Source organism: Butyricicoccus sp. OF27-2pH9A (assembly GCF_027693185.1).
Taxonomy (GTDB): Bacteria; Bacillota; Clostridia; order Oscillospirales; family Butyricicoccaceae; genus Agathobaculum; species Agathobaculum butyriciproducens.
This window is the reverse complement of sequence record NZ_JAQEXK010000003.1, coordinates 107,406-131,607: the sequence shown is the minus strand read 5'-3', so window position 1 is coordinate 131,607 and position 24,202 is coordinate 107,406. Positions and strand designations below refer to the sequence as shown.

At 55.5% G+C, this 24,202-nt stretch carries 23 protein-coding genes and 2 tRNA genes; 11 read left to right on the top strand and 14 right to left on the bottom strand.

Annotated features, from left to right (window positions below; all coding sequences use genetic code 11):
• Positions 1-15 precede the first annotated feature (15 nt).
• The 5 genes from PG722_RS04550 to PG722_RS04530 form a co-directional block, all read right to left on the bottom strand.
• The gene (locus PG722_RS04550) at positions 16-1,026 is read right to left on the bottom strand and encodes a hypothetical protein (RefSeq protein WP_270579789.1); all 1,011 of its coding nucleotides are present in this window, start codon (positions 1,024-1,026) and stop codon (positions 16-18) included.
• Between the two features lie 12 nt (positions 1,027-1,038).
• Positions 1,039-2,469, bottom strand: coding sequence for an MBOAT family O-acyltransferase (locus PG722_RS04545; protein ID WP_270579788.1), 1,431 nt, complete (start codon positions 2,467-2,469; stop codon positions 1,039-1,041).
• Positions 2,470-2,493: 24 nt separating this feature from the next.
• The gene (locus PG722_RS04540; protein ID WP_270579787.1) at positions 2,494-4,503 is read right to left on the bottom strand and encodes an S-layer homology domain-containing protein; all 2,010 of its coding nucleotides are present in this window, start codon (positions 4,501-4,503) and stop codon (positions 2,494-2,496) included.
• A 130-nt stretch (positions 4,504-4,633) separates the two neighbouring features.
• Positions 4,634-5,314, bottom strand: a complete 681-nt coding sequence (locus PG722_RS04535; protein ID WP_270579786.1) for a DUF4367 domain-containing protein — start codon at positions 5,312-5,314, stop codon at positions 4,634-4,636.
• Positions 5,315-5,848 carry an RNA polymerase sigma factor gene (locus PG722_RS04530; protein WP_270579785.1) on the bottom strand — a complete coding sequence of 178 codons (534 nt, stop codon included), beginning with the start codon at positions 5,846-5,848 and terminating at the stop codon, positions 5,315-5,317. It lies immediately after the preceding gene.
• A 752-nt stretch (positions 5,849-6,600) separates the two neighbouring features.
• Between PG722_RS04530 and PG722_RS04525 the strand changes: the two genes are divergently transcribed.
• From PG722_RS04525 to PG722_RS04500, 6 genes are all read left to right on the top strand, one after another.
• Positions 6,601-6,676, top strand: a tRNA-Phe gene (locus tag PG722_RS04525).
• 211 nt (positions 6,677-6,887) lie between these two features.
• Positions 6,888-6,963, top strand: a tRNA-Gly gene (locus tag PG722_RS04520).
• Between the two features lie 431 nt (positions 6,964-7,394).
• Entirely contained in the window at positions 7,395-9,206 is a 1,812-nt protein-coding gene (gene lepA, locus PG722_RS04515) for a translation elongation factor 4 (RefSeq protein ID WP_110436966.1), read from the top strand.
• On the top strand, positions 9,193-10,335 hold the full coding sequence (hemW, locus tag PG722_RS04510; RefSeq protein ID WP_270417390.1) for a radical SAM family heme chaperone HemW: 1,143 nt from the start codon (positions 9,193-9,195) through the stop codon (positions 10,333-10,335). Before lepA ends, hemW begins: the two co-directional genes overlap by 14 nt.
• Before the next feature lie 81 nt (positions 10,336-10,416).
• The gene (locus tag PG722_RS04505; protein ID WP_117490297.1) at positions 10,417-10,686 is read left to right on the top strand and encodes an ACT domain-containing protein; all 270 of its coding nucleotides are present in this window, start codon (positions 10,417-10,419) and stop codon (positions 10,684-10,686) included.
• A gap of 72 nt (positions 10,687-10,758) precedes the next feature.
• Complete coding sequence (locus PG722_RS04500; protein ID WP_119189781.1) at positions 10,759-12,117, top strand: PFL family protein; 1,359 nt, start codon at positions 10,759-10,761, stop codon at positions 12,115-12,117.
• Between the two features lie 391 nt (positions 12,118-12,508).
• On the opposite strand, the gene PG722_RS04495 is transcribed toward PG722_RS04500, so the two are convergent.
• The 7 genes from PG722_RS04495 to gpr form a co-directional block, all read right to left on the bottom strand.
• On the bottom strand, positions 12,509-12,925 hold the full coding sequence (locus PG722_RS04495; RefSeq protein ID WP_270579784.1) for a hypothetical protein: 417 nt from the start codon (positions 12,923-12,925) through the stop codon (positions 12,509-12,511).
• Positions 12,926-13,124: 199 nt separating this feature from the next.
• Positions 13,125-13,460: an arsenate reductase family protein gene (locus tag PG722_RS04490; protein WP_118479615.1), complete on the bottom strand. Its 336-nt coding sequence runs from the start codon at positions 13,458-13,460 to the stop codon at positions 13,125-13,127.
• A gap of 151 nt (positions 13,461-13,611) precedes the next feature.
• Positions 13,612-14,442 (bottom strand): hypothetical protein, encoded by an 831-nt coding sequence (locus PG722_RS04485; RefSeq protein ID WP_270579783.1) that lies wholly within the window; start codon positions 14,440-14,442, stop codon positions 13,612-13,614.
• Complete coding sequence (locus PG722_RS04480; RefSeq protein ID WP_270579782.1) at positions 14,435-15,061, bottom strand: Ger(x)C family spore germination protein; 627 nt, start codon at positions 15,059-15,061, stop codon at positions 14,435-14,437. The genes PG722_RS04485 and PG722_RS04480 overlap by 8 nt, the downstream gene beginning before the upstream one ends.
• On the bottom strand, positions 15,058-16,506 hold the full coding sequence (locus PG722_RS04475; RefSeq protein WP_110436959.1) for a spore germination protein: 1,449 nt from the start codon (positions 16,504-16,506) through the stop codon (positions 15,058-15,060). The genes PG722_RS04480 and PG722_RS04475 overlap by 4 nt, the downstream gene beginning before the upstream one ends.
• Positions 16,507-16,667: 161 nt before the next feature.
• On the bottom strand, positions 16,668-17,735 hold the full coding sequence (spoIIP, locus tag PG722_RS04470; protein ID WP_270579781.1) for a stage II sporulation protein P: 1,068 nt from the start codon (positions 17,733-17,735) through the stop codon (positions 16,668-16,670).
• A 71-nt stretch (positions 17,736-17,806) separates the two neighbouring features.
• Positions 17,807-18,691 carry a GPR endopeptidase gene (gene gpr, locus PG722_RS04465; protein WP_270579780.1) on the bottom strand — a complete coding sequence of 295 codons (885 nt, stop codon included), beginning with the start codon at positions 18,689-18,691 and terminating at the stop codon, positions 17,807-17,809.
• Between the two features lie 139 nt (positions 18,692-18,830).
• Between gpr and rpsT the strand changes: the two genes are divergently transcribed.
• The 5 genes from rpsT to PG722_RS04440 all read left to right on the top strand — a co-directional run bounded on the left by rpsT (position 18,831) and on the right by PG722_RS04440 (position 21,705).
• On the top strand, positions 18,831-19,094 hold the full coding sequence (gene rpsT / locus PG722_RS04460; RefSeq protein WP_110436956.1) for a 30S ribosomal protein S20: 264 nt from the start codon (positions 18,831-18,833) through the stop codon (positions 19,092-19,094).
• A gap of 164 nt (positions 19,095-19,258) precedes the next feature.
• A complete protein-coding gene (locus PG722_RS04455; protein ID WP_118285191.1) occupies positions 19,259-19,492 on the top strand; it encodes a hypothetical protein in 234 nt (77 codons plus the stop codon).
• Positions 19,492-19,776 (top strand): autorepressor SdpR family transcription factor, encoded by a 285-nt coding sequence (locus PG722_RS04450; RefSeq protein ID WP_118358725.1) that lies wholly within the window; start codon positions 19,492-19,494, stop codon positions 19,774-19,776. The genes PG722_RS04455 and PG722_RS04450 overlap by 1 nt, the downstream gene beginning before the upstream one ends.
• The gene (locus PG722_RS04445) at positions 19,760-20,407 is read left to right on the top strand and encodes an SdpI family protein (protein ID WP_270579779.1); all 648 of its coding nucleotides are present in this window, start codon (positions 19,760-19,762) and stop codon (positions 20,405-20,407) included. The genes PG722_RS04450 and PG722_RS04445 overlap by 17 nt, the downstream gene beginning before the upstream one ends.
• 206 nt (positions 20,408-20,613) lie before the next feature.
• Positions 20,614-21,705, top strand: coding sequence for an S-layer homology domain-containing protein (locus tag PG722_RS04440; RefSeq protein ID WP_270579778.1), 1,092 nt, complete (start codon positions 20,614-20,616; stop codon positions 21,703-21,705).
• 428 nt (positions 21,706-22,133) lie between these two features.
• Here PG722_RS04440 and cysK read toward each other — a convergent pair whose 3' ends face one another.
• Both cysK and ung read right to left on the bottom strand, forming a co-directional pair.
• Positions 22,134-23,066, bottom strand: a complete 933-nt coding sequence (gene cysK, locus PG722_RS04435; protein ID WP_110436951.1) for a cysteine synthase A — start codon at positions 23,064-23,066, stop codon at positions 22,134-22,136.
• 249 nt (positions 23,067-23,315) lie between these two features.
• A complete protein-coding gene (gene ung, locus PG722_RS04430) occupies positions 23,316-23,987 on the bottom strand; it encodes a uracil-DNA glycosylase (RefSeq protein WP_110436950.1) in 672 nt (223 codons plus the stop codon).
• Positions 23,988-24,202 lie beyond the last annotated feature (215 nt).

Sequence of the window (24,202 nt, the reverse complement as noted above, 5' to 3'; positions counted from 1 at the left end):
AGCAGTCCTTTTTTGTTATGCGTTTGTGTTCTCCTGCGGCGGATTTGCCGTTAAATCGCGGAAATGCTGCAGGCGTGCCGTCCACAGCACGGTATCCTGCGGTTCATCCGGCGAGATCGAGAGATTGTTCTTTGTCCAATCCGCGAGAAACGCACTGAATTTCTCCGCACCGACACAGTTGTAATGCAGTGAGTCGTAGAAGTCGCTTTCCGGATCTGCGGCAATCTGCGCGGTGTAGTCGCTGCAATTCAGTGTTGATACGCCGTCGCGTCCGTCAAACTGCGCGGTCAACCTGTCCCAGTCAGCGTCGTGCAGACGCTTTGTCGGAGCACGGTACAGCACCAGCTGAATATTGTTCCTGCGGCAGAGCGCGTAAATATCTTCGAGGGCATCCATGTTTCGTTCCCAGTCCTCCGGGGCAATATCAACCGTTTCGCAGTCGTCCGGACCCTTGTCCGTGCCGCCGGACAGAAAGGTGTAGCCGGCCAGCATATCCTCGGTGTACGGCTGCACGTCCTCGCTCTTGAGGGTCGTCCAGCGGTCGTGATAGAAGTACAGCGGAAACAGCAGTCCCTTGCGGACTTCGGGTTCGGCATTAAAAAAGGTCGCGTGCAGACGATTGATGCCCCACGGCATCTGACCGATGTTGGTTTTGGTAAAGCCCATGTATTTGTGGAACGCTATACCGGTGCACTCCACAAAAACCGCCTTGGGTGACTGCGTGCGCAGGCTTTCCTTTAAATAATCCAGCGTCAGCGGAAGCGGCTGCTCGGGTCCGGCCTGCACAAAGGCGGTCAGACCGGAATTTTCCCAGTATACGGCAGGTACCACATCGCAGTAGGTGACGGACGAGCCGAAGAACAGCACATCGATCGAATCCGTCTGCTCCTGTTCGTACATGCCCCAGACCGAGCCGTAATCATGCTGCTGCGGTGTGAGATAATGGGTCGCACCGGCGAGGATACCGCCGAGCACTGCCGCAGCGGCAAGGAAGGCCGCCAGTTCTCTCTTGAAAATATGTTTCACGGCGATTCCTCCTTAAAACTGGAAATAGACGAATTCCTGCGGGTTGAATCCGGTGCCGTACGCGCCGCAGACGGCCGTCACTGCCAGCAGGATAACCCAGACCGCATACCGGAGCCAGACCGTCTCCAGCAGCTTTTCCCGCAGCGGGAACCGGTCACCGATGATGTCGGTCAGCACCAGTCCGATGAGGCTCACGGCAAGCACATGCAGCGCACGCTCGGTCAGACCGAGATGCGTCAGGTCAAGCGGGAAGCATGCGCCTGCTGCCGTCACAATGCGTTTGATGATAGTGCACGCCTGCAAAGCGGAATCCGCGCGGAAGAATATCCACGCAAACGTGGAAAGGCCGAAGGTGATAATCACGCGGATGATCTGCAGCCAGCCTGCGTCCCACGGAATGTGCAGAGCGGCGCACAGGCGCTGCTTTGCCGGTGTCAGCAGGCCGCCGATGACCTGAAAAACGCCGAACAGCAGTCCCCAGAGCACATATTTCATGGCGGCACCGTGCCACAGGCCGCTCAGTGCGAACACGATCAGCACGTTGATGTAGGTGCGCGCTTTGCCCTTGCGGCTGCCGCCGAGCGGGAAATATAAGTAGTCGCGGAACCAGGTGGACAAGGAAATGTGCCATCTGTGCCAGAATTCCTTGGAGCTTTGCGCCATGTACGGTGCGTGGAAGTTTTCCATCAGCGTAATGCCGAACAGCCGCGCGGAGCCGATCGCCATGTCGGAGTAGGCGGAAAAGTCGCAGTAGATCTGCAGGGCATACGCCACCGCGGCAAACGCCAGCTCCAGGCCGGAAAACTGCGCCGGATCGGCGTACGCGGTGTTGACCAGAACCGCCAGATTATCCGCGAGCAGCACCTTCTTGACCGTGCCTTCGATCAGCCGTTCGGCGGCAAAGCGCACATCGTCCGCAGTTGCGCGGCGCGGCTGCTTGATCTGCGGGAGCAGGCTCTTCGAGCGCTCGATCGGGCCGGACAGGATTGCCGGAAAGAAGGTGGTGAACAGCGCAAAGTCGAGAAAATTGCGCTCGGCTTCACGACCGCGGTACACGTCGATCATATAGCCGCAGATGACGAACGTGTAGAACGAAATGCCGATCGGCAGAGCAAGCTGAGGCAGACTGAGCTGCACACCGGTGCAGCCGAGCAGCTCTCCGAAAAAGCCGAGGTATTTGAATAACCCGAGTGCGCCGAGGTTGAGCACAAGCACCAGCGTGAGCAGACCGCGCTTACGCTCGGTGCGTTCCAGCTTTTGCGCCGCAAAGAAGTTGAAGGCAACGGTCAGCGCCAGCAACGGCAGAAATTTTACACCGCCGATGGCGTAAAAACAGATGCTCAGCAGCAGAAGGAAGGGTTTCTTGGCCTTCTGTGACAGTGGGTGGTAAATGAGTGCGCCTATCACCAGAAAGACGATATAAGCGAATGAATTTGGTGTCACGTTTATTTCTCTCCGTCCCCAAAATTATTTGTTGTAGTCGGTCACGCCGTTTTTATTCATCCAGGTCAGCTTGACCTGCAGCAAACGGGCGATCGCCGGATTTTCCTGACCGTGCCGGGCTGCATACAGCCGCTGCAGCTCAAGCAGGTCGTTGTAGGTCAAATACGGATAATCCTGACCGGAACAGGTGCCGTCTGGCTTGTAGGAGTAGTTCAGATCACCGTCCGGCTTGTACCACAGCAGTTCGCTCTGCTCAATGCCGCGCACCATGCGGTCAGCGAGGACGGCGTAGCTGTCCTCATTAACTGCGTCTGCCATCCGGTACAGGAATTCGGCTTCGGCGGCATGATGGTTGAGCGAAGCGTGTGTCGGCGAGAACTCTCCGTTCGGGTGCCAGTAATCCTGCACGAGCCATCCCTCGTCATCGCCGGCCCCGAAGGTGAAGTGATGCTGCTCGGCAAAGCTGACGAGAAAATCCGCATACTTGCGGGTCTTGTCCAGCCAGCCGGTCACGCCGAAGTTTTCGGCTGCGTTGATATTCGCCAGCCAGAAATCCGTGTTGAAGCGGGTGTCGTAGTAGCCGGGTTCGATGCCGTAATCCGTCTTGAGCCAGGTGCTGCCTGCCTGAGAGGGGATAAAGCCGTACTCGTTCTGCTGCTCGCGCATCAGGTCGATCATCGCCAGACCGATCGCGCGGGAGGCCGGCTGATCGGTGTCGTTTGCCATCTTGCCGGCAATATGCGCCGCCGGAAGCGAGTAGAAGTAGTTCTCATCGAACGGATAGTAGGTCGAAGGCGCGGTATAGTAGTAGCCGTTGTAGCACCAGCGGTTGGTGCCGATCAGGCTGTAGTTCGCCCAGCGGCTGGGCATGGACGGGTCGCTCCAGTTGATGAGCGTCTGCTGAGAAGTCAGCAGCAGATAGTCGCTGTAGGTGCCCTGTGTAAGAGCCGCGACCTGTACGGAGAACCGGAAGCCGGAAGCTGTCCGCTCGATCTTCAGAGAGCCGTTTTTGCCCGGAAAATACTCGATCATGCCGTTGTCTCGCGCGGCATAGGTCATCGGCGTGACGAGAATGCTGTCCACGCCGTCCACCCGCAGGAAGTACATGCCGCTCGGCAGCGTACCCGCAGTGAGCGGCTGCTGTTTCCACGAGGACGCTGCGGTGTCGTACCAGCGAACCGTGCCGGACGTGCCCTTCATCTCAAACTGCGCGGCTGTGTGCGCGGGTGCGTCCAGTACGGCGGCAGAGTGTCCCATCTCGACCGAGCAGCCCTGACCGTCCGTGTAACGGCGGGTCGCTCGATGAACTTCGGTCAGGTCCTGTTCGGTCTCGCTGCGCGTCACATCACCCAGTTTGGTGGTGAAGGCTGTGTAGGAATGGGTCTGCGGCGGCTTCGGCGCATCGGTTTCCCGCTGCTGGTAGGAGACCATCGGTGCAAAACGCTGCAAAATAGTCGCTAGCTGTGCGCGGGAGACTGTGCGCTGCGGAGACAGTGTGGTCGCGGTCGTGCCGGTGATCAGTTCCTCGGCGTTGGCCCACTGCATAGCGGTCTGTGCATACGGATGAATCGAAGAAGCATCCGTGTAGCCGGAGAGCGTGTTTTGTGCCGTCACATCCAGCTTTTTGTATTCGGCAAAGCGGTACAGCATAACGGCGAACTGCTCGCGCGTAAGTGAGGTGCTGGGGCGGAACGCGGTGTTGCTGTAGCCGGTGATGATGCCGTTGGACACACCCCACCGAACCGCGGTCAGGAAGGACGCGTCCTCCGCGACATCCTGAAAGGTAAGCACTGTGTCAGCCGCAGGCGCGTGCTCCATGCGGTACAGCGCCTGCACCAGACAGGCGCGGGTCGCAGGTGCATCTGCGGCAAAGGTGTATTCCGAAATGCCGTCCATCAGATTGGACTGTACGGCGAATTCCATGGCCTGTTCGGCCCAGTGCGGCTTTAGATCGGAATAATCGGCGGCAGCGGTGCCGGTCAGCATCGAAAGACTGAGCATTACGGCCGCCGCGGTATAGCGATGTTTTTTCAAAAGAGTAAACCTCCGTGATTGTTTTCGCGCAGAAAATCATGCGCGTGGTTTATACACTTTCACAATTTATCATTATAACACCGCGGCAGGGCAGGCCGCAATAGCAATTCTTTGCAATATCAGCAGAGAATCACTGCAGATTCTCGATGAGTTTACGGCAGGTATCGGCGGACAGGCTGCTGTACAGGTGATAGACGATGTCATCTTGCGTCCAGAGGAGCGTGACCGTGCCGTTTTTCTCGATCATCGTAACCGGACTGCCGTGCAGAGTAAATTCGGTAACAGATGCGTTTTCCGTGTCCACAAACTTGTGTGTCTCCGAAGTGTCCGTAATCCGGGTGCAGGTCAGGTCAAGAAAATCGGTAGTGCTTTCGTAGGTGACGGTATAGCCGTTGGGCGTGCTGCGCTCATCGGTTTTGTGCATGGCATCAGGCAGACCGGACAGCACCGGCGGTGTGAACGCCTTGCTGTCGGTTTCGGACGGCAGGGCCGATGAAAAACGATAGTCGGTCAGGTCGTTAAACACGCGCACGACAGTATTGATAAGCGATACGCGGTATGCCTCTACGCTCATCGCGCAGCCGAACGAAACCGCAGCGGAAAGCAGTAGAACAGCGGCCGTGCGGCGCGCAAGACGGAGGCTCTGGTTAAACGCCGCAGAGTGCTTTTGTGCACGCACCAGACGGCGCATTTCACGCCGGAATTTCCGGGAGAAACGGTGCTCAGGCAGCGCATCCGGCGTACAGGCTTGCAGCCACAGTTCGCGCGCTTCGGCGGCCTGCGCGGACAGCATATTGTCAGTGATCTTCATTTACGGTTCCTCCATCCCGCTCAGCTGTGCGCTGAGTTTTTCCTTGGCACGCTGGATGAGCTTGCGCACGTTCGGCTCGGTCGTATCCAGAATCTTCGCGATCTCCGCGTTGGAATAGCCGCAGTCGTATCGCAGGAGCAGTACCGAGCGGTAACGCGGCGGCAGGGACGCGATAGCGGCGGCCAGTGTGTCGCGTTCGGCGAGACGCTCGATCTCGGCGGCAGGCGCGGCTCCGATATATTCCTCGGCAAGCGGCAGGACATTGCGGCGCTGCTTTTCGCGGTACAGGTCGATCGCTTTGTGCTCGGTAATAGTGACGAGCAGCGCGCGCGTTTTGTGACACCTCGGTGAAGAAATGGTGTCCAGAATTTCGATGACTTTGAGAAAAGCCTGATGCACCACGTCCTCCGCATCTCTGCTGTTGCGCAGAATGCGGTTTGCGGTGTAATACATCAGATTTTTGTATTCGCTGTAAAGAATCTCGAACTTGGACTTGTCTGCGTCCGAGCCGATCATTGCCAGATAGAGAAACATTTTTACGCCTTCCTGCCTGTTATTTTAGCAGATTATAGCATATTGTGCCTGATTATGCAATCTGAAGAACGGATTTACAGGCTGTTCTTCTCATGTCGAAAAAATTTCTAGGGCAATACCGCACAATTAAAGCTGCGGCGCTTTGCGGAAATTTCGCGCCCTGACTTTGTTGCGATTTCACGGTAATACATCAAGTATTACCGCAAAACCGCGCCTCGTCAGTACGCAAAATTTACTCGCAAATCGCTCTTATCCAATTATGCGGTATTGCCCTATTTTTTTGCGGAAGAGTGTCACAAAACCGGAAGGGCATTCGTCTATATAGTATGAGCAGGGCAGGAGAGCCGGAAAGGAGGGATTGCGTGGATAGTGGAAACTGGACTCGATTGATTCACAAACCAGCCTGTTGGCTGCCGTGCCGGCCGATGACGAGATTTGCAGAGAACGCTATCCGACATTTCAAATGGCAAGGCAGGCGGCAGACAGTATAAATGACCAGACATACATAAAGGAGGCGCGTTTCAGTTGAACTATTTTGGGCTGCACCGTGTGGCTGCTCCCGCATGAAAAGGATAGAGCGGCGGACTTGTTGTGGGGACAAATCCGCCGTAAAACGGAAGAGAAAAGTGATACAGTCGCAGACTGAGCTTCTGTGACTGTTTTCGCCTGCTTGCAGAATATACAAAAAATTTTGAAAAAAGTTGTTGACATTTCCGAGGGAATATAATATACTAAACAAGCGCTGTAAAAACGCCTCTGTAGCTCAGTCGGTAGAGCAGGGGACTGAAAATCCCCGTGTCGGTGGTTCGATTCCGCCCGGAGGCACCATTTTTTAATGAGTGCCATTGGCACTCATTAAAAAATAATACCTCCGGGCTGAGGAATCGAAAGCTGGCTCTTGGAAATATGCCGGTGGCATATTTCAACCAGCGTGGCTTTTTCCGCAGAAAAAGCGATTCCGCCCGTGAGCGTTAAACCCGAAGCGTCCGGTAACTAATCGGCACTGACAAAAATCGCGTTAGCGCGAAAAACTAAATATGCGGCTGTAGCTCATCTGGTAGAGCGCCACCTTGCCAAGGTGGAGGTAGCGAGTTCGAGCCTCGTCAGCCGCTCCAAATCAAAGGGCACCGATGTCATTCGGTGCTTTTCTTTTGCCCGCAGCACACTCGCTTCCTCCACCTTCATAAAATCAGAGGTCGGGGTCCCCGTGAAAGCCTGCGGCTTTTGCGGGGTGTGGATGCGAGTTCGAGCCTCGTCAGCCGCTCCGATTAGAAGCACCGAGTAAAATCGGTGCTTTTGTTTTACCCAAAACCGCCGGCCGTCGCTAATTCTTTGTCGGTTTACTGCTTCATCATGATAATACAATAACCGCTTTGCATGAAATTCCTCTTATCAGAAAATGAAATTTATGAAAAAATACAAAATTCACGTTTGCAGCAGAGAAACAAACGTAAACTGCGAAAGAACGCTTGTGACACCCCGCCAAATATGCTATAATGAGCCTATATTTATTAGGTTTACAGTTTACAGATAAGGAGCTTTCGACGTGAAAAATCGCGAGCAAATTCGTAATTTCTCCATCATTGCACATATTGACCACGGCAAATCTACGCTGGCAGACCGTCTGCTGGAGCAGTGCAAGGCCGTTTCCGTGCGTGAAATGGAGGAGCAGCTACTCGACAATATGGAGCTTGAGCGTGAGCGCGGCATTACCATCAAGGCGCGCGCTGTCCGCATGGAATATACCGCGGACAATGGCAAGACCTACGAAATGAACCTGATCGACACCCCGGGTCATGTGGACTTCAACTATGAGGTTTCACGTTCTCTGGCGGCGTGTGAGGGTGCGCTTCTGGTCGTTGATGCGGCACAGGGTATTGAGGCGCAGACGCTCGGCAACACCTATCTTGCCATCGACGCCGGTCTGGAGGTCGTGCCGGTCATCAACAAGATCGACCTGCCGGCGGCAGACGCGCCGCGCGTCAAGAAGGAGATCGAGGATATCATCGGCATTCCGGCAGAGGACTCGCCCGAAATTTCCGCAAAAATGAATATCAACATTCACGAGGTGCTCGAGCGTATCGTAACCGATATTCCGGCACCGGAGGGCGATGCGGATGCGCCGCTGCGTGCGCTCGTGTTCGACAGCCAGTACGACCCGTACAAGGGCGTTGTCGTTTATATGCGCCTGCTTGACGGCAAGATCTGCCCGGGCATGAAGGTCAAAATGATGGCCACCGGTGCCGAATTTCAGGTGCTTGAGTGCGGCTACATGCTGCCGCTCGGTCTGTCTCCGCAGCAGGAGCTGTGTGCCGGTGAGGTAGGCTACTTTACCGCCTCTATTAAAAAGGTATCCGACACTCGTGTCGGCGATACCGTTACCGGTGTGGAAAATCCGACGCCGGAGGCGCTGCCCGGCTATCGTCCGGCACGTCCGATGGTATTCTGCGGTATTTACACCGAGGACGGCTCTAAGTACCCTGACCTGCGCGACGCACTTGAAAAGCTGCAGCTCAATGACGCAGCGCTGTCGTTTGAGCCGGAAAGCTCGGTCGCACTCGGCTTCGGCTTCCGCTGCGGCTTCCTTGGTATGCTGCACATGGAGATCATTCAGGAGCGGCTCGAACGCGAGTTCGACCTTGACCTCGTCACCACGCTGCCGAGCGTTATCTATGAGGTCAGCAAGACCGACGGCACCGTGCAGCGCTGCGATAATCCGCACGATTATCCGAGCCCGGATGTTATCGAGGAGGCTCGCGAGCCGTATGTCAAGGCGTCCATCATGACGCCGCAGGAGTTTGTCGGCAACATCATGCCGATGTGCCAGGACCGCCGCGGCATTTTTAAGGATATGCAGTATCTGGACTCCAATCTGGTTGAGCTGCACTACGAAATGCCGACCGGTGAGATCATTTATGACTTTTTCGACGCGCTCAAGGCTCGTACCAAGGGGTATGCATCGCTCGATTATGAATTTATCGACTATCGCAAGAGCGATCTTGTTAAGGTCGATATGCTGCTCAACGGCGATCAGGTGGACGCGCTGTCCTTTATCGCGCACCGTGACAAGGCCTACGGCCGTGCCCGCCGTATCTGTGAAAAGCTGAAGGAGAATATCCCGCGCCAGCTGTTCGAGGTGCCGATCCAGGCAGCCATCGGCGGCAAGGTCATCGCTCGTGAAACCGTCAAGGCGCTCCGCAAGGACGTACTGGCTAAGTGCTACGGCGGCGATATCACGCGTAAGAAGAAGCTGCTCGAAAAGCAGAAGGAAGGCAAGAAGAAGATGCGTGCGCTCGGTACGGTTCAGCTGCCGACCGAGGCTTTTATGGCTGTGCTTAAACTCGATGAGGAAAACTAACGCTGCAACAGGCGGCAAGCTGCTCGGCCTCTACCTGCACATCCCGTTCTGCGTGAAAAAGTGCGCGTACTGCGATTTTTATTCGATCACGGATGCGTCACTCAAAGCCGATTACACGGCGGCGCTGATTCGTGATATAAAGGCGTACGGCGAACGCTGTTCCGGTTACACGGTCGATACCGTGTACATCGGCGGCGGTACGCCGACCTGCCTTGGCGCAGGCTATCTCAGCGAGATTTTACAGGCGGTTGGGGCATGCTTTACAATTGCGGAAAACGCCGAAATCACGGTGGAATGCAATCCGGAGAGCACGGATCAAGCGGTGCTGGAGGCCATGCATAAGCACGGCGTCAACCGGCTCTCGTTTGGCGTGCAGGCGGCGCACGACACCGAGCTTAAACGCATCGGTCGTATCCACGACTTTGCGCAGGCACAGGCAGCCGTAGAACTCGCACGGCAGTGCGGCTTTACCAACATCAGCCTTGACTTGATGTACGGCCTGCCGGACCAGACGCAGGCGCAGTTTCTCGACTCGGTAACGCAGTGTTTGACGCTGAACCCGCAGCATTTGTCGTGCTACGGACTCAAACTGGAGCCTGCAACACCGATGGGACGTGAAAATCCGGTTCTGCCGGATGACGACACGCAGGCAGATACCTATCTTGCCATGTGCAGACTGCTCGGCAGGAACGGCTTCGAGCACTATGAAATATCAAATTTCGCAAAACCGGGTTTTCGTTCCCGGCATAATTTCAAATACTGGGATCTTTCCGACTATCTCGGACTGGGACCGGGCGCCCATTCTTTCCTGAATGGCCGCCGGTTCGCGTTTGCCCGGGATATCAGGGCTTATATCAGCGGTGAGAGCATCCCGCAGGACGAGGAGGAGGTCTCGGACTTCCGGCGGCAGGGCGAATACCTGATGGTGCGTCTGCGTACCTCGGACGGTGCGGATATGCACGATCTCGAAAACCGATACCATGTCAGTACGGCTCCTTACGAGCAGGTATTCCGCATGCTGGAAAAGCACGGTCTTGCCGCTCACGAGGGTACACGGTGGTATCTCACCGAACAGGGCTTTCTGGTTTCCAACAGTATTATCAATACCGTGGTGGAAGCCGGAGAATAATTGAGAACGACGGATTCTCAATTTTCCATTATTCATTTGTTTGTGATAAATTAACATATACGCAAAAATGGAGGAATCAACATGCGCGCAGTAATCACAGTAACAGGCAAGGACCGCACCGGTATCATCGCCAAGATCTCGAACACGCTCTATGAGCAGCAGGTCAACATCATCGACATTTCTCAGAATGTAATGGACGATGTATTTGCAATGGTCATGCTGGTAAACATCGATAAGTGCACCGTAGACTTCAACACGCTCATCGACCTGCTTGACAAGGATGGTGAGGAGCTCGGCATGAAGATTCACACCATGCATGAGGACATCTTCGACGCAATGCACAAAATCTGACAAATTGATGGAATCGAGAGCAGGTAACCGATTCTCAACTCTCAATTTTTCAGGAGGTTTAGTTAAATGTCTATGATCAACACGAAAGATATTCTGGAAACCATTAAGATGATCGAGGAGGAGCACCTCGACATTCGTACCATCACGATGGGCATTTCGCTGCGCGACCTTGCGGCGGACGACATCAATGTGCTGGCGGACAAGGTATACGACAAGGTAACGCGCCGTGCGGAAAAGCTGGTTGCCACCGGCGAGCAGATTGAGCGCGAGCTTGGCATCCCGATCATCAACAAGCGTATTTCGGTAACGCCGATCGCCATGGTTGGTGCGACCTCCTCGGCGAACAGCTATGTACCGCTGGCCAAGGCGCTTGACCGTGCCGCTGCGACCACTGGCGTCAACTTCGTCGGCGGCTTCTCGGCGCTGGTGCAGAAGGGCTTCGCCAAGGGCGATGAAATCCTGATCAACTCCATTCCGGAGGCAATGGCCGAGACCAATCTGGTCTGCTCGTCGGTCAACGTTGCGTCCACCAAGGCGGGCGTCAATCTGGATGCCATCGGTCTGATGGGCCGCATCATTAAGCAGACCGCAGAACTGACCAAGGACAACGATTCCATGGGCTGCTCCAAGCTGGTCGTTTTTGCCAACGCGGTAGACGATAACCCGTTTATGGCCGGTGCGTTCCACGGCATCGGTGAACCGGAGACCGTTATCAACGTTGGCGTTTCCGGTCCGGGCGTTGTGCAGTCCGCAATTCGCCGTGCAGGCGACTGCTCCATCGGTGAGGTTGCCGACGTGATCAAGAAAACTGCGTTCAAAATCACCCGTATGGGTCAGTTGGTTGGCGCACTGGCAAGCCAGCGTCTGGGGGTTCCGTTCGGCATTGTTGACCTGTCTCTCGCACCGACGCCGGCGATCGGTGACTCGGTTGCGCGTATCCTCGAGGAAGTCGGTCTGGAGGTCTGCGGCGGCTGCGGCACGACCGCAATCCTCGCTATGCTGAACGATGCCGTTAAGAAGGGCGGCGTTATGGCATCCTCGAGTGTCGGCGGTCTGTCCGGCGCATTCATTCCGGTTTCCGAGGACGAGGGCATGATTGCGGCGGCTCAGGCAGGCGCACTGACCCTTGAGAAGCTCGAAGCAATGACTGCGGTATGCTCGGTTGGTATCGACATGGTTGCTGTTCCGGGTGACACCACCGCTGAGGTCATCTCCGGCCTGATCGCGGACGAAATCGCAATCGGCGTTGTCAACACCAAGACCACTGCTGTCCGTGTTATCCCGGCCATCGGCAAGGGAGTCGGTGATATGGTCGAGTTCGGTGGTCTGCTTGGCGCGGCTCCGATCATGCCGATCAAGACCGGTTCTCCCGCGAAGTTCATTAACCGCGGAGGCCGTATTCCGGCTCCGATTCAGAGCCTCAAGAACTAACTGCATAAAGCGCATAAAAACAGCTCAGCAATGCCTGAGCTGTTTTTATGCTATGCCTGTGAGACGAAAAGACGCCCGCTCAAAAATGAGCGGGCGTGAGACTGTCGAAAAACTTCGTTTTTCGAGCAGCCTCTCGCTCGAAACCACGCTTTCGAGCGAATACTGAAGAAAAACCGCGCCCTGCGGGCACATTTTTTCTTCCCTTGTATAAAAAGTCAGGCGCTATCCTTGCGCGACTTCTCGGTCGCGCTGCGCGTACACGCCCCGACTTTTTATGAATTTGCTCCGCAAATTCTATTTTATGCGTGCTGCCGCACGAAGCGTAAAAATTAAAATAATACTTTTTTGACAGACTGACGCCCGCTCAAAAATGAGCGGGCGTTTATGGTTTTTACCGATTCTCGTTGCCTTTCTGGCACATGGTAGTGAAAATCACGCCTGCACCGGAGACAACCCCTACGGTTATCCACAGTTTGGATGAGCCGCCGGACAGGTGCTCCTTGAAGCTGTCAGCTGTTGGAATATTGTTCTCTGCAATATCTGTAGCCGAAGCCTCGTTATCCCAGGTTTCACCAGCCGGAATCGGTCCATCAGGAATGTCGATAATGATCGGCTCGTAGGAAACCTCCGGAACATCGGAATCCGGACGGTTTACAGATAAATCGGTCTCATCGTTTGAGATCTCTGAAACGAAAGCAGCGTCCGTCTCCGGAGAATCTTCTGCTGCAAAAGCGCTGATGCTGAGCATATTCAGACTCAGGCTGGCGGTGGTCAGCAGAACAAGAAAACGCTTGCCTTTTCCCTTCATGAGTTCTCCCTCACTTTCGCATGAAATCAGAAGCATAAATCAATGCCGTTGCCTTAAACATAGTTTATCAGACAGCGGATACAGAAAGAGGGTATATTTTGCGAAATTACAGCATTTACCTGAAAAATTGTACAAGGCGTTAAAGCGGACAACGGACACGGAAAAAGCCGTCCTGAGGTACAGAACGGCTTTAGAAAAGTTATTCCCACTGCTCCCAAACATCGGGCTGGTAGCCGACAGTTGCCTGACGACCGTTGCGGACGATTGGCGTTTTCATCAGCGTGCCGTCCTCGAGCAGCTTTTCCTTCTTGTCCTCGTCGTAGGCGAGGTAGGAAAGCGACGCATAACTCTTGCTTTTCTGGTCGAGCAGGTTGTCCAGTCCACCGACAGCCTTCAGCACGCTGTCCAGTTCACCCTTGGACATGCCCTTTTGCGCAAGGTCGATCATCTGGAATTTAATGCCGCGTTCTTTGAACCAGCGCTGCGCTTTTTTGGTGTCAAAACACTTATTTTTGCCGAAAATCTGTATATTCATGCCGTAATCTCCTTTGCTCTGCTGTTTGCATTATAGCAGAACGGAGAGAGGAAAACAAGGGCAATACCGCATAATTGAACAAGAGCGATTTGCGCAAAGCCGGAGCCTGCGCAAGGAACCGCAGCTTTAATTGTGCGGTGTTGCCCAAATCCTATTGCGGTCGGCGCAGGTGCAAAACGCCGCAGGTGCGTGTGAACGGATACAGCAGCACGCAGACAAGTGCAGCGCATCGGCCGATTTCACACAGGAGGAGCGGCGCTGCGAAGAATACCTCACCATGTCGGGCAAAATCACCGATGGCAGCCAGTCCGGCGGCGGTGAACGCCGGATAGGGGAGCAGGGCAGCAGTGTTTGCTCCAAGCAGCAGCACTGTGCGCAGCAGCAGGAGTGCGAGCAATGCACCGCCTGCGCTGAGTCCACGCGACACGCTTGCGGACAGCTTGTCCTCCGGCAGAGATAACGCCAGTACGACCGATACCGGCAGCAGGGAGTACAGAATATGCCGGAATTGCGGCAGCAATACTGCTGTCGGTGCGGAAAAGTTCGCGGGCGTAAGCTGCGTGAGTGTCAGCACACCGGAGAGCAGGAGTACCGCACCGGTAAGCCACGCGATCGGCAGTGCCCACATGGCACAGCGGTTGAGTCCCATTGAAGCCGTGAGCAGGATGCAGACTGTCAGCAGCACAACTGTGCTGCCGCATGAGCGTCCGGTGAACACGGTCTTCTGCAGGAAAATGCTCATGCGGGCGATGGATGCCAGCAGCGGAAACAGCGAGGTCAGGGCGAGCGCCCATTGTGCAGGAGCCGAATGCCGAACCCGGTCGGACAGCCTTGCCGCTCCGATACCGGCCAGTGCACAGACCGTACACGCGAGTGCAGCGGCGTACACGCTCTGCCCGTCGGCGGGAAGATACAGTAATTCACTCATCGGCAGCAGGGCAAACAGCGCCGTACACCACCGCGGAAACAGCCGCTCACGCATAGGTGCCACCGCCAATCTCACCGTCTAAAAAGCAGTTCAGCCGTTCGTTTTTGAACACTGCTGTACCTGCCGGTGCTGTCTGTCCGAACGCATCCATGCGCAAGGCCGGAAGAATGGCTGTGCCGTCTGCGTGCAGTACATCGGTAACGCGGTACAGCGGCATATCCGGCAGAATACCGTCCTGCGCGGAGCGGTCAAGCAGCTCGCTGAGCGCGTACACCTCGTTGTCGTTCTCCAGCAGCTCGGCGGCAGGGCCGTCCCGCACGACGGCTGCCCGCAGGCTGAGCCGCACATCGTTTTCGCGGCAAAGATAGTCTGCCAGAGGAAGAATGCTCTCGGAAACTGCTTCCTCACTTAAAAGCAGCACCTGTGCATGACTTAAATACAGATCTCCCGGCAGGATACTGCGCAGATTGTGCAGCGCGTCCGTCACATCGGTTCCGGTAGCGGACAGGTAAGCCGGAGCGGCGGTGTCATCCGGCGAGTCCTGCCGCACAACCTCGGCGGTCAGGCAGTATACACCGTTTTTGCAGTCGAGCGCAAGCGCGGATACCGGCGAAACCTCTCTCGCACAGCCGCACAGCAACAGCAGCAGCGGCAGGAATCTGAGCAGCTTCACGGGCGTTCCTCCTTCGACGGGCGTTTGACGGCAAAGCGGTCGCAGCGCATGAAAAACCATGGATAGCGAAGCCAGGTGTCCTCGTGCTCGGCGGAGATGCGCGGCACCAGATTGAGCAGGTACGGTACCGAGCACGAGTGCATGCGGCACAGTGCTGCGAGTGTTAATCCGAGTGCAAGACCAACGCCGTACAGTCCCCAGGAGGCTGCAGCAGCGAGCAGCACGAAGCGAAGCCACAGGGCAGCAGTCTGCAGCTTGGGCACCATCAGACCGGTGACACCCGCGATAGCGACTACGATAACGGTCGGTGCGGCGGCAAATCGCGCGGAAACTGCCGCGTCACCGAGCACCAGACCGCCGACAATGCTCATCGTCTGTCCCATGGCACCGGGCGTTCGCGCTCCGGCTTCCTTGAGTGCCTCGAGCACGAACAGCATGAGCAAAATCTCCCAACCGATGGGAAGGGGAACGCCGCGCTGTGCGGCGGAGACAGCGAACAGCAGCCGCGCGGGCACTAATTCTCGGTGATAGAGCATGAGTGCGGCGTACATGGCGGGAAACGTGATCGTGAATACAAATCCGATGACACGCAGGATGCGCGAAAGATTTGCCTGCAGAAAGCTGATATAGTAATCGTCGTTGGACTGAAAGCACTCCTGAAACAGAAACGGCGCTGTGAGCGCTACCGGACTGCCGTCCACGACAATGACGCACCGACCCTCCAGCATACGGGAAGCGGCAACGTCCGGCCGTTCGGTCGTGCCGAGCGTCGGAAACGGCGACCAGCGGTGGTCGCGGATGCGCTCGGCAAGATAGTTGGAGTCGAGCACGCTGTCGATATCGAGCGCGGTCAGACGTGTTTCCAGACGCTCAACCAGACTGTTTTCACACAGTCCGGCAATATAGCACAGGCACACATTGGTGTTCGTGCGGCTGCCGACGCGCATAAACCGGAATTTTAGCCGAGGGTCGTTCACGCGGCGGCGGATGAGCGCCAGATTGGGCATAAAGCACTCGGTGAAGCCCTCCCGCGGGCCGGAAAGGACGCGCTCGTTTTCCGGTTCGGCGGTGCTGCGCTTGTCGAAGCCCTTGGTGTTGACGAGCACCGGACGTGCATCGCCGTCGGTCAGTACAATGGCGTCGCCGTAGAGAAAGGCGGCAAATACCTTGTTCATATCGGTTTCCACGCGGCATTCGTCGGCCTGGAGCACAGCGGCGGCGAGTATATCGGCGGAAAGCCGTGGCTGCTCACAGCGCAGGATCGGCCGCACAAGGCTCTGGTTGATGGCAAGGGAATTTACCATGCCGTCAAAGAAAAACAGCGCACAGCGCAGTCCGTTTTGACCGATGGCACGCCGGATGATAAGTGTATCGTCGTTCCGGAACAGCTCCTGCATCATGCGGATGTTCCGTTCCAGATCGGCGGTAAATGTGATCGTTTCCATAGTTTCACCCCGAAAATAAGGATGTACAGAAAACGATAGTTTATGCAGGCTAATTGAGAATGGAGAATTGAGAATGAAGGATTGCGATATCGCGCGTAGCGCGATTAGTAAATACCGTCTTGCGGCGAACTCCTTCATTTTCCATTCTCCGTGTTCCATTTTCAATTCAGCAGTTCGTCAGACAAGACCTCACCGAATAGCCGAATCCCTTTGAGCGCTTCCGTCATCGTATTGCCCGACGAACCTACCTCCACCAGAAACGCGCTGTGCGTTGCATGCTGATTAAAACGCTGGGTCCGCAGATTAAGCGGACGCATGAGTGTCGGATAGGTGCGGTTGAGCCGGTACTGCAGCGATGCTGCACGATTCAGGTTCTCCTGCCAGTCCGGGTGATACAGGCCGCCGTCATCTGTGCCGACCACGAGCATCAGCTGTGCGGTTTCCTCACCGTTAATCGTGCATGAGGTCTTGTAGGCGCGGCCGTCATCGGTCAGGATCGAGTCGCGGTGCACGTCAATGACGGTTGTGATGGATGGATATTCTGCCAGCGTGTCCTCAACCACGGCAAGCGAGCGGTCATACGCACCGGTGTACACGGGCGAATCGAAAATTTCGCGGATATGTACGGCCTCAATGCCGTTGCCCTCGAGCACCTTCAGCAGCTCGTCACCGACGCGCACTACATTATAATTGGTATCGGTCGTGCGCTCGGTCTCGGTCGGTGTATACGGAAAAGCGGCATCCGGCGTGTAGCTTTCGCTGCCGTGTGTGTGATAGATAAGCACCTGCGGCCCATCTCCATCAGCGGAAAAATGCTCGTCTGCGGCCAGACAGTCTGCCGCATCCACGTCATACGAGGTCTCGTTGTTGATGGAGACCGTGGCGGCCTTGTCAGCGGCCGACAGCACCGGATTGTCGTTCTCGGTGTCGGACGAGGGCACATAGGTGCTCTCCGCAAGCGGATTCTCCGCCTGCTCATCCCGCGCTGCGGCAGCCGTGCGCGGCGTGTACACCTCGGCGGTATCATCCGGCGAAACGCCGAATTCGAGCGCCATTGCGCGGGTGACAAAGCCGCTGTTGTGCGCCAGACCGGTCAGTGCCTTTTGCGCGATCGGCTCGCCGCCTGCCCGGGAAAAAATCAGCAGCGACAGTGCCAGACAGAGGGTGATGACGGCAGGCAGGCGGATGCCGCCTCTCGATCGGAATTTCTGATGTTTACGCCGCTTCATTGCGCCATCCTCCTTGCTGTTTCATGCTATCTATCATACGCCGTACAGCGTGCGAGTATGCCCGAAACCTGTCACGAGAGGTACAGGTCGATATCGGCAACACTGAGATGCGGATGCAGCGCCATGTTGACTGCGTATCCGATCATGCGGGAGATGTCAGCGACCTCGCGGTCAATGTCGCGCGTGGTGATCATCACCGGCTGAGAGAGGTCGTCCAACGCTTCACAATCCGGCTGCCCGAGCTGGCTGCTGATCTCATGTGCGAGCGTTGCACCGTCCACCACGGTCGGCACGCCAACGGCGATAACCGGCACGCCGAGTGTTTCCTTGTTGAGCGCCGCACGGGCGTTTCCCACGCCGGCACCCGGCGTAATGCCGGTATCGGCCAGCTGAACCGTACGCAGCAGCCGCGACAGCCGACCGGCGGCAAGCGCATCCACGGCGATGACAGCGGCAGGGCGCACGCGGTCGAGCACACCGCAGATGACCTCGCCGGTCTCGACGCCGGTCTGTCCGAGCACACCCGGAGCCAGTGCGGAAACGGGCCGCCAGTCCGCGAAAATAGCGGGTGACTGCGCGACCAGATGCCGCGTGGCAATGACATGATCGGCGGTCTGCGGACCGATGGCATCGGGGGTTATCATACGGTTGCCCAGTCCGGCAATGAGCACCGGACCGTCATTCGGACGCGGCAGTAGCTCGCGCAGCAGCGTGCTGAGCGCCTTGCAGGCACGCGGAAACGCATCCTCCTCGCGGCGGATGAGTGCATCCAGCTCAAGCGTGAGATAGCGCCCCTGCGGCTTGCCGATCTCGCGGGCGGCATCCTCTGAGAGAATGCGTACCTCGTGTACGGCGAAGCCCTCAAGCGTGCGGTCGGACTGCCGGACATGCGGCAGGGCAGCGGCTGACTTATGGTTTTCAATCGCCTCAACGGCCAGATCGGTGCGGAAAGCCATGCACAATCCCTCCTTATAAGGATAGTTTTTTCGAGGAAAAAGTTTTTATGCAGAAAATGAAAAAAGCACTTGCTTTTTTTGTGAGAAGATGATAGAATAATATCACTGTTGAATAGAAAACGAAGGAGGTGTTTTCAGAATGCCCAATATTAAGTCTGCAAAGAAGCGCGTTAAGGTTAACTCCGTAAAGGCGCTGAACAACCAGATGGCTAAGAGCGAGCTCAAGACCACTCTGAAGAAGTTTGATGCTGCGATTGCTGGCGGCGATAAGGCTGAAGCAACTGCTGCTTACACGACCGCTGTCAAGGCTGTCGATCAGGCGGCTGCCAAGCACCTCCTGCACAAGAACAATGCGTCCAACAAGAAGAGCAAGATGACTACCAAGCTCAACGGCATGGCGTAAGTTCTGGTATAGAACATCGAAACCGCAAGTTAAACTTGCGGTTTTTCTTTTTGCATCATTTAGATATTTATCGAAATGTGTTGACAAACGCAGAAACTGTGGTATACTGAGAACAATTAGATGGCCATCTAATTAACAGGATAGCGAGAAGGATGGTGAACGGAATGGACATTACCATTCTGATTTGCGCGATTGCGCTGATTTTAGCGGCAATACTGGTAATCTGGCAGGCAAAAGCGCTTGCAAGGTGCGATTTAATTTGTAAATCCTGCGGCACGAAGCAGAATCTGCCGTGGAAGCGGCTGGTTTTCCGCACGCATGTGGGAAATGACTGGCAGCTGTATTGTCCGGTCTGCGGACGCAAAACGTGGTTTACCGCACGAAAGAGGGGACAGTAATGGGGTTTCAGCAGAGCTTTAAGGCGCTCAGCGATCCGGTGCGGCGCGAAATTCTGTCGCTGCTGCGGCGCGGACCGATGGCGGCAGGCGATATTGCAGCGCACTTCGAGGTGTCGGGCGCAACCATTTCGCATCACCTGTCCGTCCTGCGGGATGCGGGTCTGGTACTGGATGACAAGCAGGGCAAGTACATTTATTATGAGTTGAATATGTCGGTCGTGGATGAGATTCTCGAATGGATCAGCGCCTTGAAAGGAGATGGCAGAAATGAAAAAAATCAGTAGACTGCAGGTGACGGCGTGGGTGCTGTCGCTGCTGCCGGCGGCAATGACAGCGGCGTTTTACAGCAGGCTGCCCGCGAAAATTCCCATGCAGTGGGATCTTGTCGGTCATGTGAGTTACGAAACCAGATGGCGTTTGTGGATCGTGGCGGGAATGGCACCGCTGTTTGCGGTTCTGTTTTACTTTCTGCCGAAGTTTGACCCGAAACGCAAGAACTACGACAAATTTTCCGATGCCTATGTTGGGTTTCAGATCATGATCGACCTGTTCCTGACCGCAATGTGCGGCATCTGCATTGCGGAAGCACTGCGTCCGGGTACGGTCGATGTGCCGACAGTCGTATGTCTGCTCGTCAGCCTGCTGGTGATGTGCCTCGGCAACATTATGCCGAAGTTTCGCATGAACTGGTACTGCGGACTCAAAACACCGTGGACGCTGTCGAGCGAAACTGTCTGGACGAAAACGCATCGTGTGGCAGGCCGCATGCTGTTTGCGGCGGGTATTATCGGTGCGGCAGGCTCGTTCGTTCCGAACGAAATTGCAAAGTTTGTGCTGGTGCTTGCGCCAATGGCGGTGGCAACGATTATCCCGACTGTGCTGAGCTGGCGATGGTACCGCGCAGAACAGCAGTGATAGACGAAAAATGGACTTTGAAAGCGCGGTTTGCTGGAAAACCGCGCTTTTCTTGTATAAAAAGGTTAAAATTACAGAATGGTTACAACAAATTTAGTCATATTTTAACTTGTCAAGTGGGGAACGGTGTGCTATAATTTTGAAGCAAGTTTACATAGGTGGGGAATACACCCTATCTATCATAACCACTGAGCAAGGAGAATATTATGAAAAGAACGCGAAAGCTGGTGACCGTTGTGGTGCTGGCGGTTGCGGTGGTCGTAAGCGCGATCACGGCAGCCTATGCACTGAGCGCGAACACCACGGAGACGTATGCGTATCTTCCTGAACACTCGGTTTACTTTTATGATACAGCAGGAGAGTACGCGTGGGCTTCCAGCGAGGTTGATACGCTTGCCGTTGCAGGCGTGATCAAGGGCGGCGGAACCCATCTGTTTTATCCGGGCAACGCCATTACCCGAGCGGACTTCATCGTTATGCTCGACCGTGCCTATGGCATGAGTAAAGCGCTCGACAACGGTCAGGTCAATTCGAACGGCTCATTTGTCGATGTGCCGAGCAGCGCCTATTACAGCAAGGCGGTTATCGCGGCGAAAGCCTTCGGCATAGCGGCGGGCACCGCGACCGGTGAGTTTCAGCCGCAGCAGAGCATGACTCGTCAGGACGCAATGGTGTTTCTCAAACGCACGATTGACCGCACGGCGCTCAAACTGGGCACCGGTTCGGTGAGCAGCTTCTCGGATGCGAGCAGGATTTCCAATTACGCGAAGCCTTCGGTCAGTGCACTGGTCGGTGCTAAGGTGATCGGCGGCTCGAAAGGAAAAATCAATCCGCTTTCCAAGGTAACGCGTGCGGAGATGGCGGTGATGCTCTATCGGGCAACGCATTTGACCGTGCAGAGCAGCTGCGCTGTGTATCAGAGCCGCGGCGATCTGGTCAACCTGTGTATCGGCACGCAGAATTACTGCGATGTTGTGATCGAGAACTATGATCCTTCGGTGACGTATACCGGTCTGATGGAGTATACGGATTTCCGACGAGTCGGCGGCGTTAGCTATGTTTCGCTGAGCGGCAAACGCGCGATCGACCGCACGGCAACGTACACGAACGGCGTGTTCACCTTCGCAGACGGTGAGGGTACAGTGAGCATTCCGGCGGCTGCCGATTGCGTAGCTATCGATGTCAGCCAGCCGTACCATCAGCTGAATGCGCCGACAAGCACCGGCAGTACCTACCGGCATTGCTATCCCTCCATCGAGGACGGCACGGTTACTGCAATTTATTATTCCAGGATATAACGAAACCACCCTGCTTTCGCAGGGTGGTTTGAGGCTGTCGAAAAACTCCGTTTTTCGAGCAGCCTCTCGATTGAAACCACGCTTTCAATCGAATCTTGACGAAAAGCCGCGCCCTACGGGCACATTTTTTCGTCCCTTGTATAATTCCCGAGGTACACGCCCCCGGGAATTATGAATTTGCTGTGCAAATTCTATTTTATGCGTGCTGCCGCACGAAAGGTAAAAACGATAGATTGACTTTATCGACAGACTGAAACCACCCTGCTTTCGCAGGGTGGTTTTTCGTTGTTAAATCCGTGGGCGGAAACTGGAGAAACGTTACGTTCATTTTCCATAAAAAAGACACCTCCGCTATGCAGAGGTGTCTTTTTTATACATTTGGAGATGAATGGATTTTTGGAGAGAATTGCAGGATTTGAGAATTAAAATTACTCAGAAACCAGCGGGGTGGACAGGTAACGGTCACCGGTATCAGGCAGCAGAGCTACGATAACCTTGCCGGCGTTCTCCGGACGCTTGGACAGCTCAACAGCAGCCCACAGAGCAGCACCGGAGGAAATACCCACGAACAGACCCTCGCTGTGAGCGAACTGGCGAGAGGTTTCAAATGCATCCTCGTTTGCTACACGAATAACTTCGTCGTAAACCTTGGTATCGAGTACATCCGGAACGAAGCCGGCGCCGATACCCTGGATCTTATGCGGGCCGCCCTTGCCGGTGGACAGTACCGGGGAGGTATCCGGCTCAACAGCTACTACCTTGACATTCGGGTCCTGATCCTTCAGGTACTTGCCGGTGCCGGTTACGGTGCCGCCGGTGCCTACGCCTGCAACGAAGATGTCAACCTTGTGACCGGACTGCTCCCAGATCTCGGGGCCGGTGGTTGCGTAGTGTGCAGCCGGGTTTGCTGGGTTTACGAACTGACCGGGGATGAAGCTGTTCGGGGTCTCCTTAGCCAGCTCGTTTGCCTTTGCAATCGCACCGGACATGCCCTTCGTGCCTTCGGTCAGAACCAGCTCAGCGCCGTATGCCTTCAGCATGTTGCGGCGTTCAACGCTCATGGTTTCCGGCATGGTGAGGATGATGCGGTAGCCGCGAGAGGCTGCAACTGCTGCCAGACCGATACCGGTGTTGCCGGAGGTCGGCTCGATAATGGTTGCGCCCGGCTTGAGTGCACCGGACTTCTCAGCCTCGTTGATCATAGCGTTTGCGATACGATCCTTAACGGAACCGGCCGGATTAAAGTACTCCAGCTTTGCGAGAACCTGCGCGTTAGCGCCAGCCTTAGCTGCAAACTTTTCAGCCGCATACAGCGGGGTGTTGCCGATCAGGTCGGAGAAGCTCTTTTTAATATCAGACATGGGATAAACCGCCTTTCAAAATTAAGAAAAATTAGAATGTGATGTTAATAAGGAATGATGGGAAAACTCAGTCGATGCAACATCGACACATTCGCCGGATCATCATTGAGATCACTCTCCTTAATTCACTTTAATCATATGTGTTTTGTATGAATTAAATATACAACCGAAACTCCTGTTTGTCAATAGGAATTTTGAAAAAAGTCAAAAAAACTTCCGCACCCGGAAAATGGTGCGGAAGCTCACGATTTAATGATTGAGATCCCAGTCGATGGGGTCGATGCCGTGCGCTTCGAGAAACGCATTGCATTTGGAGAAGTGCTTGCAGCCGAAAAAGCCATTGTACGCCGACAGAGGAGAGGGATGCACGCTTTCGAGCACAAGGTGCTGCGGTGCGGTGATGAGTTTCTTTTTGCTGCGGGCATTGCCGCCCCAGAGCAGAAAGACGATCGGCTGCTCATGCTCATTCAGCTTTTCAATTATATGGTCGGTGAAGGTCGTCCAGCCGAGGTTTTTGTGGCTGTTCGCCTGCCCGCGGCGTACGGTCAGAGTCGTGTTCAGCATGAGCACACCGCGCTCCGCCCACTTGGTGAGCGTGCCGTCCTTGGGAGGCACAATGCCAAGATCACTCTGCAGCTCCTTGAAGATGTTCTGCAGGCTCGGAGGCGGCTGAACACCTGGCTGAACCGAAAAGCAAAGTCCGTGCGCCTGTCCAGGACCGTGATATGGGTCCTGCCCGAGGATGACGGCCTTGACCTTGGAATACGGCGTGTACCGCAGAGCGTTAAAGATGTTCTCTGCCGCCGGATAGATGGTCTGCTCGGCGTATTCCTTTTTCAGCCAGTAGCGAATGCGCTTGTAATAATCCTGCTCAAACTCACCGGCAAGGATCTCGTCCCAATCGTTGCCAAGATGTACCATGCTATCACTCCAAAATTGTTTTCTTACCTTTAGTATAGCATAGGAAAGGGGGTGTGTCAAAATTGAGAATGGATAGGGAGCGTCCTATCGCGCAGACAGTTCGTCCTATCCGGGCTGCACTGGTCGCAGACACAGGTTTTCCGGTGTGCCCGAACTGCGAAGGTGGTTCGCCATTTCCGGGCGAGGATTCCGCCGCTGCGGCGGTGAGGAACGTG